Here is a 13,945-nt window from a genome sequence, read left to right on the forward strand (position 1 = left end):
GTTTTTTTTCGGAGAACAATAACATTCGGTTATGGGGCTAATCCAGCCACTCCGTCCGAGACTCACATGAAGCTGCGCCAGCTCGAGGCCTTCAGGGCCGTCATGCTTTGCCACACGGTCACACGCGCGAGCGAGATGCTGCACATCTCACAGCCGGCCACGACGCGGCTCATCGCCGATCTCGAACAGTCCTTGGGGTTTTCCCTGTTCGAGCGCGCGAAGGGTCGGCTGCACCCGACCGTCGAAGCCCAGGCGCTCTACGAGGAAGTGCAGCGCTCGCTGCTGGGCCTCGACCGGATCGCGCGCGCGGCCGACGAGATCCGGGCGTTGCAGCGCGGCACCTTGCAGGTGGCCGCGGCGCCGGCCATCGCGTTGTCGTTCCTGCCGCATGCGATCGCCGACTATCTGGCGACTCATGCGGAGGCGAACGTATCGCTGCTCGTGCATTCGTCGCGCACGGTCGTCGACATGGTGGTCGGCGAGCGCTGCGATCTCGGCATCGCGATTCTGTCGATGAACCATCCGGGCGCGCACGGAGAGCGCCTGATTTCGACGAAAATGGTTTGCGCGCTGCCTGCCGGCCATCGGCTTTGCTCGGCCAGTGTCGTGCGGCCGCGGGACCTTGCGGGCGAGCGATTCGTCGCGCATCCGCGCACGCTCGATTCGAGGCTGCGTATCGACGCGCTCTTTGCCGCTCACGGCATTGCGCCGAAGGTACAGCTCGAGACGCAGGTGTCGCATACCATTTGCTCGTTCGTCGAGGCGGGTGCCGGCGTTTCCCTCGTCGATGCGGTCACGGCCTGGGGCTATCGCGGCCCCGGTGTGATCTTCAAGCCGTTCGAGCCTGAACTATTGACCGATTTCTCGATGCTGACGCCGTCGCAACGTCCGCCCGCGTTGTTGTTGAAATCGTTCGTCGAGCATGTGCGGCGATTCGCGCTCGACCAACTCGATCCCCGCTTCGTCGAGGCCTGAGCCACCTACGCGACGACTGCCGCGACGGCCGGCGACTGCTATATAGCGCAGCAACAGTTACAAGTATGAAATATCACGAAAGGAGGCATGCGGTATAGTCAGTTCCATCGAGGATCGCTCTCGAACCTGTCGAACGCTTCCATTGGATAGAGCTGTCATGATGAAACCTGCACGCATCCTTTCGTACGCCGTCGCTACACTCGCGATCGGCGCCTCGAGCGCGGCGATGGCGCGCGTGGACATCGGTGTGAATATCGGCGTACCGGCGCCTGTATACGTCGCGCCGGCGCCCGTCTATGCGCCTCCTCCGCCGCCTGTCGTTTATGCGCCGGCGCCTCCGGCGATCGTCATCGGCTGGCATGGCGACCGGTACTGGGATGGCGGACGCTGGTGGGACCGCGACGATTGGTATCGCCATCACGGCGGCTGGCGCGGCCGCGATTGGCACGATCGCGATTGGCATGATCGCGGGCGGCACGAGGGATGGCGCTGAGAGCTGTAGGGCACTCCGTGGTCTGGCCTTTCAATGCCCCGGGGTAGTGCTGCAGGCGGCCAACGCCATGTGACGCGATTTCTCTGCTTCCAGGAAACAAAAAGTCGCCCGTCGAGACAATCGGCGGGCGACTTTTTTATGACTCGAGGCGGGCCGGGCAGGCCCGCGTGAACTTCTTATTCGGCCACGGCGGCCATTCCCCCGACGACGGCATGAAAGCCGCTATCGACGTGAACGATTTCCGCCGTCACGCCGCTCGCCAGTTCCGAGAGAAGGAAGGCGGCGGTATTGCCGACTTGCTCGATCGTCACATTGCGCTTGAGCGGCGCGTTTTGCTCGACGAAGTCGAGAATCTTGCCGAAGCCCTTGATGCCGCTCGCGGCGAGCGTTTTGATCGGGCCCGCGGAGATCGCGTTCACGCGAATGCCCTTCGGACCGAGCGAGCCGGCCATATAGCGGACGCTCGCCTCGAGTGCCGCTTTAGCGACGCCCATCGTGTTGTAGTTCGGAATGACTTTTTCGGCGCCGAGATAGGAGAGCGTCAAGAGCGACGCGTCCTGCGAGAGCAGCGGCAACGCGGCCTTCGCCAATGCCGGAAAGCTGTAGGCGGAGATGTCGTGCGCGATGCGGAAGTTCTCACGCGTCATGCCGTCGAGAAAATCGCCAGCGATTGCTTCGCGCGGCGCAAAGCCGATCGAGTGAACGAGACCGTCGAGCGTCGGCCAATGCGCCTTGAGCGATGCGAACAGGGCATCGATCTGCGCATCGTCGGCAACGTCGCATGGAAAGACAAGCTCGCTGCCGAATTCGGTCGCGAACTCGGTGATACGGTCCTTGAAGCGGTCGCCGACGTACGTGAACGCGAGCTCGGCGCCTTCGCGCTTGCACGCTTGCGCGATGCCGTAGGCGATCGAGCGGTTCGACAGCAGACCGGTCAGCAAAATGCGTTTTCCAGCGAGAAAGCCCATGAATTCTCCTCTAAAGACGGTATAGACAGCGCCGGCCGGCACAGCGCGCGATGGCACGTTCGGCCCGCCCGGCGTGGGTTTGGGTAGAATTCTCTCACAACGCCCACCTCGACCAACCGAAAGGTGCTCATGAAGACCGGTTTGCGAAGGACCGCCGCGCTGCGTTTTCTCGTTCGTTCATTGATCGCTCTTTCCTGTGCCGGTTGGTTCGCCGTGCCGTCGCCCGCGTGGGCCGTCTATGCCATTGCGCAATTTGGCAGTCCGAAATATCCGCCGGGCTTCAAGCATTTCGACTATGTCAACCCGGATGCGCCGAAAGGCGGCACGCTCATCCTCTCGAACCCGGACCGCCTGACGAGTTTCGACAAGTTCAATCCATTCACGCTGCGCGGCAACGCGGCGCCCGGCATTGGGATGTTGTTCGAGACGCTGACCACGAACAGCTCGGATGAAATGGCCACGGCGTATTGTCTGCTTGCCGACGATATCCGCGTCGCGCCCGATCGCCTGTCGGTCACGTTCCACATCAATCCGCGCGCGCGCTTTTCGAACGGCGACCCCGTGACGGCCGCCGATGTCAAATACTCGTTCGATACACTGACGAGCCGGCTGGCCGCCCCGCAGTTCGCGGCCTATTTCGCCGAGATTTCGCGCGCGGTTGTCGTCGATCCCGCGACGATCCGCTTCGACTTTCGCCAGCCTAACCGCGAGTTGCCGCTGATCGCCGGCGCGATGCCCGTGTTTTCGCGCAAGTGGGGCATGAAGCCCGACGGCGCGCGCGTGCCGTTCGATCAGCTCGCATTCGAAAAGCCGATCGGCAGCGGACCGTACCTGATCGAGAGCTACGACGGCGGCCATACCATCACTTACCGGCGCGACACTTCGTATTGGGGCGCATCGTTGCCCGTGCGAATCGGGACGGACAACTTCGATCGCGTCACCTACAAGCTCTACTCGGACAACACGGCCCGGCTCGAGGCATTCAAGGCCGGCGAGTACGACGCGCTCGTCGAATACGTGGCGCGAAACTGGGCACGGCGCGACGTCGGCAAGCGATTCGACGACGGCGAGCTCATCAAGCGCGAGTTTCGGCAGCACAACGGTGCGGGCATGCAGGGCTACATCATGAATCTGCGCCGCCCGCTCTTTCAAGATCTGCGCGTGCGCAAGGCGCTCGATCTCGCATTCGATTTTCAGTGGCTCAACAGCCGTCTGTTCTTCGGCGCCTATACGCGGCTGCAAAGCTATTTCGCGGACAGCGATCTGCAGGCGACGGGAATGCCGACGCAAGGTGAGCTGAAGCTTTTGAATCCGTTGCGCGCGCAACTGGATCCGGCTGTTTTCGGCCCCATGCCCGTGCAGCCCGATACGGACCCGCCGAATTCGCTGCGTGCGAACCTGCTGAAGGCGAGGGCGTTGCTTTCCGCGGCTGGCTGGACCTATCGCAACGGTGCGCTGCGCAATGCCAAGGGTCAGCCGTTCGAATTCGACGTTCTCGAAGACGAAAGTTCGCGCGGCGCGATGGAGCCCATCGTCGCGGCCTATGCGCGCAACCTGGCGAAACTCGGGATCAAGGCCAATTTTCGGGCCGCCGACTTCGCCCTGATCCAGAAGCGCTACGAGACGTTCGATTTCGACATGACCTCGCTGCGCTATCCCGGCGTTCAAGTGCCGGGCGTCGAGCAAGTATCGCGTTTCGGCAGCAAGTCGGCCGACGAGCCCGGCTCCGACAACATGATCGGGCTCAAGTCGCCGGCCGTCGACGCCATCCTGCACTCGCTCGTCGGTGCGCAGACGAAGGAGGACCTCGTCGACGCAACGCATGCACTCGATCGCGTGCTGATGAACGGCTATTACGTCGTGCCGCATTGGTTCAGCACGACGCATCGCATTGCGTACAAGCGCGAGCTGCGCTACCCGGATACGCTGCCGCTGTACTATTCGGCGGAGGACTGGATCGTAACGATGTGGTGGCTCGATCCCCGCTCCGGAGGATGACCGACCATGTGGGCCTATATTCTTAGACGGCTGTTGTTGATGATCCCGACGTTGATCGGCGTGCTGACGCTCACGTTCATCGTCATTCAATTCGTGCCCGGCGGTCCCGTCGAGCAGCTCGCCTACGAGTTGCGCAAGGGAACCGCGCAGGAAGGGCAGGCCGCGGCGCCGCCGTTCGGCCTGCGCGCGCACACGGGCGTCGATGCCCGCCAGATGGCGCAACTGAAAGCGCTCTACGGATTCGACAAACCGCCGCTCACGCGTTATTGGCTGATGCTCTCGCGCTTTGCGAGGTTCGATCTGGGGCAAAGCTACTTCCGTCATCAAAGCGTCTGGTCGCTCGTGATTTCGAAACTGCCTGTCTCCATCAGCATCGGGTTGTGGACGTTCTTTTTGACTTATCTGATATCGGTGCCGCTCGGGATTGCGAAGGCGATCCGCAACGGTTCGCCGTTCGATGTGGCGACGAGTCTCGTGGTACTCGTCGGCTATGCGATCCCAGGCTTCGTGCTCGGCGTGCTGCTGCTCGTGCTGTTCGGCGGGGGCTCGTTCCTACAGATCTTTCCATTGCGCGGACTCGTCTCCGACAATTTCTCTCAGCTCTCGATCGGCGGCAAGATCGTCGACTATCTCTGGCATATCGCGTTGCCGGTGACGGCATCGGTGGTCGGCAGTTTCGCGGTGGTGACGATGCTGACGAAGAACGCGTTTCTCGACGAGATCAAGAAACAGTACGTACTGACGGCGCGCGCCAAAGGCCTCGGCGAGCGGCGCGTGCTGTGGAAGCACGTCTTTCGCAATGCGATGCTGCCGCTCGTCGTGGGCTTTCCGGCCGCGTTCATCGGTGCCTTCTTCACGGGCAGCCTGCTGATCGAAACGCTGTTTTCGCTCGACGGTCTCGGCCTGCTCTCGTACGAGTCGGTCGTGCGGCGCGACTATCCCGTCGTGCTCGGCACGCTTTATCTGTTCACGCTGATCGGGCTCGCGACGAAGCTCATTTCGGACCTCTGCTACGTCTGGGTCGATCCGCGCATTCAATTCGAGCAACTGGAGCGCTGATTTGAGCCGAGCCCGTCCCCGTCTCGATACCGACGCCGAACCGCGCCGCGACCTGCCTGCCGCGTTCGTCTCGCCGACGCCTGCGCGCCGTGTCTGGCGCCGCTTCAAGGCACAGCGTCTCGGCTACTGGAGCCTCATCGTCTTTGTCGTCGCGTTCGTCGTGAGCCTCGCGGGGCCGATATGGTCGAACGACAAGCCGCTCGTCGTGCGCTATGACGGCAGGCTTTATTTCCCGCTCGTGAAGACCTACCCGGAGACGGCGTTCGGCGGCGATTTCCCGACGCCGGCCGACTATCTCGATCCCTACGTCCGGCATCGGTTCGCGTTGCCCGGCAACTTCGCCGTCTATCCGCTCAATCACTATTACTACGACACGCTGAACTACTTTTCGAAAGCGGCGAACCCCGCGCCGCCGTCGCACGAAAACTGGCTGGGCACCGACCAGCAGGGCCGCGACGTCTTCGCCCGGCTCGTCTACGGGTTTCGTATTTCCGTCGAGTTCGGGCTCGTGCTGACGTTCATCGGCAGCATTCTCGGCATCGTCGCGGGCGCCGTGCAGGGTTATTTCGGAGGCCGAATCGATATCATCGGGCAGCGTTTGATCGAGATCTGGAGCTCGCTGCCCGAGCTCTATCTGTTGATCATCTTCGCGTCGATCTTCGAGCCGAGCCTGCTGCTGCTCGTTGTACTGCTGTCGCTGTTCGGCTGGATCGGCCTATCCGATTACGTGCGCGCCGAATTCCTGCGTAACCGGACGCAAGACTATGTGCGCGCCGCGCGCGCGATGGGTTTATCCAATTGGCAGATCATCCGGCGCCATGTGCTGCCGAACAGCATGACCCCCGTCATCACGTTCCTGCCGTTCCGGATGAGCGGTTCGATTCTCGCGCTCACGAGCCTCGATTTTCTCGGCCTCGGTGTGCCGCCCCCGACGCCGAGCCTCGGCGAGCTGCTCTCCGAGGGTAAAGCGAATCTCGATGCCTGGTGGATTTCCGTCGCGACGTTCGGGGTGCTCGTCGCCACGCTGTTGTTGCTGACGTTCATGGGCGATGCGTTGCGCAACGCGCTCGATACGCGTATTGCCGATGCGATGCGCGCGGGAGGCAACCAGTGAGTTCGAAGCCGACCCGTGAGGCGCGAGCGGAGCATGAAGCCAACGGCGAGCCGCTGCTTTCGCTCGAAAATCTGCGCGTGTCGTTCGGCGACACCGTTGCCGTCAGCGATGTGACGTTCGCGATCGCGCGCGGCGAACGCGTCGCGCTCGTCGGCGAATCGGGCTCGGGGAAGACAGTGACGGCGCTCGCCATACTGCGTCTGTTGCGTGATGCCGAAGTGGGCGGGGCGATTCGGTTCGCGGGCGAAGACTTGATGATGAAAAGCGAGCGCGAGATGCGGGGACTGCGCGGCGCTGATATCGCGATGATCTTTCAGGAGCCGATGACGGCCCTTAACCCGCTCTATACGATTGGCGAGCAGATTGCCGAGACGATCGTCGCGCACGACGGGGTGTCGGCCGATGAGGCGCGGCGGCGCGCGATTGCGCTCATCGCGCGCACGGGCATCGGCGAACCCGAAAAGCGCGTGACCAGCTACCCGCATCAGCTATCGGGTGGCCAGCGGCAGCGCGCGATGATCGCGATGGCGCTTGCATGTCGTCCGCGGCTATTGCTCGCCGACGAGCCGACGACGGCGCTCGACGTGACGATTCGCGCGCAGATCGTCGATCTCCTGCTCGAGCTGCAGATCCACGAGGCCGAGCGGCGCGGCATGGCCGTGCTGCTCATCACGCACGATCTAAATCTCGTGCGCCGCTTCGCCCAGCGCGTGGCCGTGATGGAGAAGGGCGTGCTCGTCGAAAGCGGCCCCGTCGAGCGGATTTTCGCCGAGCCGCAGCATCCTTATACGCGCCGCCTCATCGAGAGCCGCCCGCAGCGAGCCGTTCATCCTGTGCTGCCGATCGCCCCGACCGTGCTCGATGCGCGCGACGTCTCGGTGACGTTTCGCACGCGAGCAACCGGTATCGCCGGCTGGTTTCGGGCCGGGCGCTTCACCGCTGTCTCCAACGCGAGCCTCGCCGTGCGCCAAGGGGAGACGCTCGGCATCGTCGGCGAGTCCGGCTCCGGCAAGTCGACGCTCGCGATGGCGCTGCTGGGCCTGCAGCGCGCGTCCCAGGGCGCGATCGAGTTTCAGGGGCGTGCGCTCGCGAGCTACCGCGGGCGCGAGCGCACGCTGCTGCGATCGAATATGCAGGTTGTCTTTCAGGATCCGTTCAGCTCGCTCTCGCCGCGCCACACGATCGAGCGGATCGTCGGGGAAGGGCTCGAGCTGCATCGCCCTGAACTGGGCAGGGCGGCCCGGCGCGATAAAGTCATTGCCATGCTGCGCGAAGTGGGGATCGATCGCACGGCACTCGCGCGCTATCCACACGAGTTCTCCGGCGGCCAACGTCAGAGGATTGCGATCGCACGCGCGCTTGTCCTGGAACCGCGCTTGCTCATACTCGATGAACCCACGAGCGCGCTCGACGTCTCGATCCAGCAGCAGGTGTTGGCGCTGCTGACCGCACTGCAGGATAAATACAATCTCGGCTTCATATTCATCAGTCATGACCTCGCGGTCATCGGCGCAATGGCGCATCGCGTCGTCGTTATGCAAAACGGCGCGATTGTCGAGACGGGGGATGTCGAGAAGATATTTTCGACTCCCGAGCATTCGTATACACAAAGGCTCGTGGCCGCAAGCATGGGGACAGGGTAGGCGTGAAAATGCCAGGCCCCGGGCGCTGATCGCGTCCTGTTATCGTTTTTTTAAATTGTTTTGACAACTAGTTACATTCTGGCTAGTATCGTCCAAACTTTTCGCCAGACCGCTGATTCTTAAGCAAATTCTACCGACCGATGCAGCATCGATACTTTGCCCAGGCTCGCTCGCGCGTCGTCACCGTAATGCTAGTTGGCGCGCTAATGACAGCAGCTGCCAGTGCATTCGCAGACGAAGCGAACAATTTGTCGCAAAGCACCGCAATCTCGATTCAACCCGGCGCCGCTCCGACGCCTCTTTTCGTCGCTCCTTCCCCTGATTCGCAAGCCGTCCCGGCGCCCATGACCAGTGGCGGCCGCGCGAAGGCGTTTCTGTCGGGAATGGCGGGCAAGGCTGGCGATGTCGTCGTCGGCGCGCTGAACATGATTGGCGTGCGCTATCGCTGGGGCGGCGATTCCCCCGATTCGGGGCTCGATTGCAGCGGCTTCGTCCGCTACGTCTTCCAGGACACGCTCGGTTTGGCGCTGCCGCGCCGCGCCGAGGAGATGAGCCGGGTGGGCGAAAAGGTGCGGATCAGCGATTTGAAGCCCGGCGATCTCGTGTTCTTCAATACGATGCGTCGTACGTTTTCTCACGTCGGCATCTATATCGGCGACAACAAGTTCGTGCATTCGCCTTCGACGGGTAGCACGATCCGCGTCGACGATCTCGACGATCGTTACTGGGAAAAGCACTTCACCGGCGCGCGCCGCGTCGAGGCCGATTTTCCGGCGGAGCAGCTGCGCCAACGCGTGAGCATGGACGCCAAGGGTAGCAACTAAGCCGTTTCCGGTACTTCTCTCAAACGGGGCCCCTTCTCAGGGCCTCGCTTCTGGACGTCCGTCCCGCCCCCTAAATCCTAGTTGAACGCGTCTTCTCGCCCTGTAGTTTTGCAGGCGAGGAGCGGCGTTTTCACGCCCAACTCAATTCGCCATACTTTTCGGTTGAGCGAGTTTTTCGCCGACGTCCCAAAACCGCCCGAGGCAGATCTCGTCTCGGGTACCGGTAGGGCTTGCAAATAATCCAAAATCAACGAGCTACGCGGGGGGCTTCCCGTCGTATGAGGAAACCCTCTCGGCGAGGGCTGCTCGAGCGTTGTCAAACCCAAGGGCTGATTGAAGATCGATGGTCATCGACCTTTAGTTTGAAGATTCGCGCCGCGCATTATCCAGTTCGCCCGTTCCTGACTACGCCGCGCGCGCCTGACTTGCCGCCAATTTTTGTTCTAGCTGCCCGAACGCCTTGGCGACGGCCTCCTCGCCAGCGAGGATAGCCGCATTCCGTTGCCCGAAGTCGCTCCCGCTCATCGCGGCGAGATTCGGGCGAATCACGAAGTCGGCATATTTCTCGAGCTCGTAGGTCTTGATCGTTTGACCCATGATCGTGAATGTCTGAAGCAGCACGTCGAATGAGCTTTGCGTGAGCGCCGTTTCGGGGTTGGCCGAGATGTCGACGGCCACGACGAAGTCGGCACCCATGCGGCGCGCGAACGACGCGGGAACGGGGCTCACGAGCCCGCCGTCGACATACTCGTGCCCGCCGATCGTCACGGGTTCGAAAATCGACGGCACGCTGCATGACGCACGCACGGCGACACCGGTATTGCCGCGCTGAAAGAGGATCGGCTGCCCCGTGCGCAGGTCAGTCGCGACGATGCCGAGCGGCTTCGCCATCTTTTCGATCGGCCGGTTGGCGAGCGTTGCATTGACGTAGTTCTGCAGCGCGACGCCTTGCAGGAAGCCGCGTGCGCGAAACGGCATCGCCCAGTCGCTGATCGACGCCTGGTCCATCGTCAATGCGAGCTTGTTGATCGCAATGCCCGTCATCCCCGACGCGTAGAGTGCGCCCACGACGGAGCCCGCACTGGTGCCGCAGACGATGTCGGCGTGCAAGCCGCGCGCTTCGAGCGCCTTGATGACGCCGATGTGGGCGAACCCACGAGCGGCGCCGCCACCGAGCGCGAGCCCAATCCGCAAGGGACGTGACGGAATGGGTACGACGGGCGGCGTGCTCGGCGCAAGCGAGGCGGTGGTGTCGCTCGTCGTTTTCGAGGGCGGCGACGCGCAGGCGCCGAGGAGGGCCGAGGCGCAGGCAATCGAGAAACCGCGCCGTGAAAGGCGCGGCGGGCGGGATGAAGATGAGCTCAAACGATGTCTCCAACTGCAATGAATGCGCCGTGTCCCGAACAAGCGGACGGGTCGCTCGCAGGCAGCGTTGATCCACGCCACTGCGTGTGATGCGACGAATTCTGGACGGCGCGCGGGCACATCATAAGGCAAACGGCTGCTCGCGAGCGCCCGGTGCCGTATCCATTCCGCGCTCGACAACGCGCTCGGCGCGGCGAGCGTGTTTGCGTCACACGTTATAATTGCGGTCTCTTTTTCGCCGTCCGCATCGCCGCTTTCGCGCGCCAAACTCGCCTATGTCTACCGTCCGTACCCGTTTCGCCCCGAGCCCCACGGGCTTCATCCATCTCGGCAACATCCGCTCCGCGCTCTATCCGTGGGCGTTTGCGCGCAAGATGAAGGGGACGTTCGTACTGCGCATCGAGGACACTGACGTCGAACGTTCGACGGCCGCTTCCGTCGATGCGATTCTCGAAGGCATGGCATGGCTCGGCCTCGATTACGACGAAGGCCCTTACTACCAGATGCAGCGCATGGACCGCTACCGCGAAGTGGTTGCGCAAATGGTCGAGAAAGGGCTCGCCTATCCGTGCTACATGTCGACGGAGGAGCTCGACGCGCTGCGCGAGCGACAACGCGAGGCGGGGCTCAAGCCGCGTTACGACGGAACCTGGCGCCCTGAGCCGGGCAAAGTCCTGCCGACGCCGCCTGCCGGCGTCGATCCCGTGATTCGCTTCAAGAATCCGCTCTCGGGTGTCGTCGCCTGGGACGATGCAGTGAAAGGGCGCGTCGAGATCTCGAACGACGAGCTCGACGATCTCGTCATTGCACGGCCCGACGGTACGCCGACCTATAACTTCTGCGTGGTCGTCGACGATATCGACATGCGGATCACCCACGTGATTCGCGGCGACGATCACGTCAACAACACCCCGCGGCAGATCAACATCATGCGCGCGCTCGGTGCCGAGCCGCCCGTCTATGCGCATCTGCCCACGGTGCTCAACGAAGCGGGCGAGAAAATGAGCAAGCGCCACGGTGCAGTGAGCGTCGTGGGCTATCGCGACGCGGGTTATTTGCCCGAGGCCGTGCTGAACTATCTGGCCCGGCTTGGTTGGTCGCACGGCGACGCCGAAATCTTTTCGCGCGAGCAGTTCGTCGAATGGTTCAATCTCGAGCACCTCGGCAAGTCGCCGGCGCAATACGACCATAACAAGCTGAACTGGCTCAACAACCACTACATCAAGGAAGCCGACAACGCGCGTTTGGCCGATCTCGCGAAGCCTTTTTTCGCCGAGCTCGGGATTGATGAAGCGACCCTTGCGAGCGGCCCCGATCTCGTCGGCGTCATCGCGCTCATGAAGGATCGGGCGACGACGATCAAGGAGATCGCCGAAAACTCCGCGATGTTCTACCGCCTGCCCGCGCCCGAGGCGGACGCGTTGGCTCAGCATGTCACCGACGCGGTTCGCCCGGCGCTCGCGGAGTTGGCCGCGGCCTTGCGTTCTGCGGAGTGGACGAAAGAGGGTATCGCGGCGGCGATGAAGGCGACGCTTGCCGCTCACAAGCTCAAGATGCCGCAGCTCGCGATGCCGGTACGGCTTCTCGTTGTGGGGACGACGCATACGCCGTCGATCGACGCAGTGCTTGCGCTCATCGGTCGCGAAGCTGTGGTGGCGCGGATCGAGAAGGGCCTGTCGGCCACCTGATCGCGGACGCGGACGGCGCGGTGCTCGCGGTCGCGGTGCGGCGTGGTTTGCTCGTGCACCGGAAACTGCACGAAGCGATGTAAGGGGTATTTACAAGTTAGAGAAGGGCATATAGAATCTCGTTTCTGTTCTGCAAGGGGGTATAGCTCAGCTGGGAGAGCGCTTGCATGGCATGCAAGAGGTCAGCGGTTCGATCCCGCTTACCTCCACCACCCGATAGTCCGGGGAAGCACAGAACAGTCAGAAAAGCCTTGAGAGATCAAGGCTTTGTCTTTTTCTACGGTCCGTAGATCGCCCCTGTAGTCCGCAGTTTTTCCACGTCGCCGATCATAGGCCAAGCGTGTCTACCGGTTCCGAGAGAGTCCAAAAAGCGCGTCGTACAGCGTCAGCGCGACGCCTATCCCCAAGCCCACTGCGAAGACCGCTGTTGCCATAGCGAATGTCCCGGTCGCGAGCGTCATCGATGCGATGGGGACGACTGACAGGATGACGACGTTGTTGAGCGTCTCGGCGGTTGCCAGAACCACGCCCTTGTCGTGTCCCGAACGTTCAGCCAGCACGGTCGTCGCCGAGGGGGCTCCGGCCCCGAGGGCCGCGCCCCATGCCGCGAGGCAGACGAGCGCGCCGAGCACCGGTAGCGGCAGAAGATGAAATGCCGCGACGGAAGCGATTAAAACGCTCGTCACGACGATCAGCGAACGCTCCTCTCTGCCGGTCAGGCGCCGCAGGTTACCGGCTGACAAATTGCCGATCCCTAGCCCGATGCCGAACGCGGTCGCGCTCATCCCCATGTCGGCGACGTCGAGCTGATAGCGCTGGCGCAACACTTCTCCCGACAACAGGAAAGCGGATACGCCCGTTCCATTCCATAAGCCTTTCGCGAGCAGGGGGCGGGTGACGTTAGGGTTGCGGAGCCACCTGAAGCCGTGGGTTTCGCGCGTCACTGCGGTGGTGGGACTTTTCGGCATCACTGCGGTACCGATCATGAAAGCGACGATGCAGCCGGTCGACATCAGCAGGAACGGTGCTCGCCAGCCGACCCAGGTGGTCAGCAGGCCCGCTATCGCGGGGCCGAGCGCGATACCGAATGTCATGCCCAGCATGACGGTCCCCATCGCGGACGCATGGCGCGCGCGCGGCACAACCTCGGAAATCAGCGCGAACGAGGCCGGAATGATGATTGCCGAAGCGAGGCCGCCGAAGATCCGGAGGGCGATCGCAATGCCGAGCGTCGGCGAGAACGCGATGCCCACGCCGTCGATCGCAAACGATAGCAATGCGATCAGCAGGAGGCGGCTCCGATTGATGCGGTCCGATAGAGAGCCGAGGAACGGCGCCGCGACGGCATAGGCGAACGCGTAGCTCGAGATCAGCCAGGCGATGTGAACGGAGTCGGTGTCGAATGCGACGCTTAGCGGATTCAGCATCGCGGACAGCATGAACTCGCTGGCGCCCACGAAGAACACCGACACCGACAGAACGGCCAACAGGATGCGATCTTTCTCCGCGCTGGAAACGGCTTCAGATGACGACACGTCTTGTCCTATAAGAATGCGAAATGGCTCGATAAGTTGTTCGATCGATATGCAAGCTTTCCTCCGCTGGGCATATCCAAATGGCTTCGATGATAGCGACGCCTGAAGCTCTCGACCGATTCGCGCAGCAATGTAGGACAGAGGTGGCGAGCGGCCATCACCATCGATTGATCAACATCACGCATCAATCGATCTGAAACTTGCACTTCACATCGGAGGCTGTTCCAAGGAACAATGCGTGGTCGCTCAGTAGCTCATCGCATGACCTGCCGGCGGCGCATGA

General features: G+C 62.5%; 11 protein-coding genes and 1 tRNA gene. 9 read left to right on the forward strand and 3 right to left on the reverse strand.

Annotated features, from left to right (window positions below; all coding sequences use genetic code 11):
* Positions 1–66 precede the first annotated feature (66 nt).
* Positions 67–975 carry a LysR substrate-binding domain-containing protein gene (locus AB4Y31_RS05870; protein ID WP_368673091.1) on the forward strand — a complete coding sequence of 303 codons (909 nt, stop codon included), beginning with the start codon at positions 67–69 and terminating at the stop codon, positions 973–975.
* A 160-nt stretch (positions 976–1,135) separates the two neighbouring features.
* A complete protein-coding gene (locus AB4Y31_RS05875) occupies positions 1,136–1,468 on the forward strand; it encodes a hypothetical protein (protein ID WP_026230305.1) in 333 nt (110 codons plus the stop codon).
* A 176-nt stretch (positions 1,469–1,644) separates the two neighbouring features.
* Here the strand turns inward: AB4Y31_RS05875 and fabI are convergent, their stop codons facing one another.
* Positions 1,645–2,436, reverse strand: coding sequence for an enoyl-ACP reductase FabI (fabI, locus tag AB4Y31_RS05880; protein WP_368673092.1), 792 nt, complete (start codon positions 2,434–2,436; stop codon positions 1,645–1,647).
* Between the two features lie 129 nt (positions 2,437–2,565).
* On the opposite strand from fabI, the gene AB4Y31_RS05885 reads away from it, so the two are divergent.
* The 5 genes from AB4Y31_RS05885 (at position 2,566) to AB4Y31_RS05905 (ending at position 9,074) form a co-directional block, all read left to right on the forward strand.
* Positions 2,566–4,434, forward strand: coding sequence for an extracellular solute-binding protein (locus AB4Y31_RS05885; RefSeq protein ID WP_368673093.1), 1,869 nt, complete (start codon positions 2,566–2,568; stop codon positions 4,432–4,434).
* A 6-nt stretch (positions 4,435–4,440) separates the two neighbouring features.
* Entirely contained in the window at positions 4,441–5,493 is a 1,053-nt protein-coding gene (locus AB4Y31_RS05890; RefSeq protein WP_018444110.1) for a microcin C ABC transporter permease YejB, read from the forward strand.
* A 52-nt stretch (positions 5,494–5,545) separates the two neighbouring features.
* Positions 5,546–6,607 carry an ABC transporter permease gene (locus AB4Y31_RS05895; RefSeq protein WP_368673461.1) on the forward strand — a complete coding sequence of 354 codons (1,062 nt, stop codon included), beginning with the start codon at positions 5,546–5,548 and terminating at the stop codon, positions 6,605–6,607.
* Positions 6,604–8,250 (forward strand): ABC transporter ATP-binding protein, encoded by a 1,647-nt coding sequence (locus tag AB4Y31_RS05900; RefSeq protein ID WP_368673094.1) that lies wholly within the window; start codon positions 6,604–6,606, stop codon positions 8,248–8,250. The genes AB4Y31_RS05895 and AB4Y31_RS05900 overlap by 4 nt, the downstream gene beginning before the upstream one ends.
* Positions 8,251–8,390: 140 nt before the next feature.
* Complete coding sequence (locus AB4Y31_RS05905) at positions 8,391–9,074, forward strand: C40 family peptidase (protein ID WP_368673095.1); 684 nt, start codon at positions 8,391–8,393, stop codon at positions 9,072–9,074.
* A gap of 405 nt (positions 9,075–9,479) precedes the next feature.
* Here the strand turns inward: AB4Y31_RS05905 and AB4Y31_RS05910 are convergent, their stop codons facing one another.
* Positions 9,480–10,439, reverse strand: coding sequence for a patatin-like phospholipase family protein (locus tag AB4Y31_RS05910; RefSeq protein ID WP_368673096.1), 960 nt, complete (start codon positions 10,437–10,439; stop codon positions 9,480–9,482).
* Positions 10,440–10,714: 275 nt separating this feature from the next.
* On the opposite strand from AB4Y31_RS05910, the gene gltX reads away from it, so the two are divergent.
* Both gltX and AB4Y31_RS05920 read left to right on the forward strand, forming a co-directional pair.
* Positions 10,715–12,127 carry a glutamate--tRNA ligase gene (gene gltX, locus AB4Y31_RS05915; RefSeq protein WP_368673097.1) on the forward strand — a complete coding sequence of 471 codons (1,413 nt, stop codon included), beginning with the start codon at positions 10,715–10,717 and terminating at the stop codon, positions 12,125–12,127.
* A gap of 136 nt (positions 12,128–12,263) precedes the next feature.
* Positions 12,264–12,339 (forward strand) — tRNA-Ala (locus AB4Y31_RS05920).
* 132 nt (positions 12,340–12,471) lie between these two features.
* Here AB4Y31_RS05920 and AB4Y31_RS05925 read toward each other — a convergent pair.
* A complete protein-coding gene (locus AB4Y31_RS05925) occupies positions 12,472–13,662 on the reverse strand; it encodes an MFS transporter (protein ID WP_368673098.1) in 1,191 nt (396 codons plus the stop codon).
* Positions 13,663–13,945: the final 283 nt, after the last annotated feature.

The organism is Trinickia sp. EG282A (assembly GCF_040965455.1).
GTDB lineage: Bacteria > Pseudomonadota > Gammaproteobacteria > Burkholderiales > Burkholderiaceae > Trinickia > Trinickia symbiotica.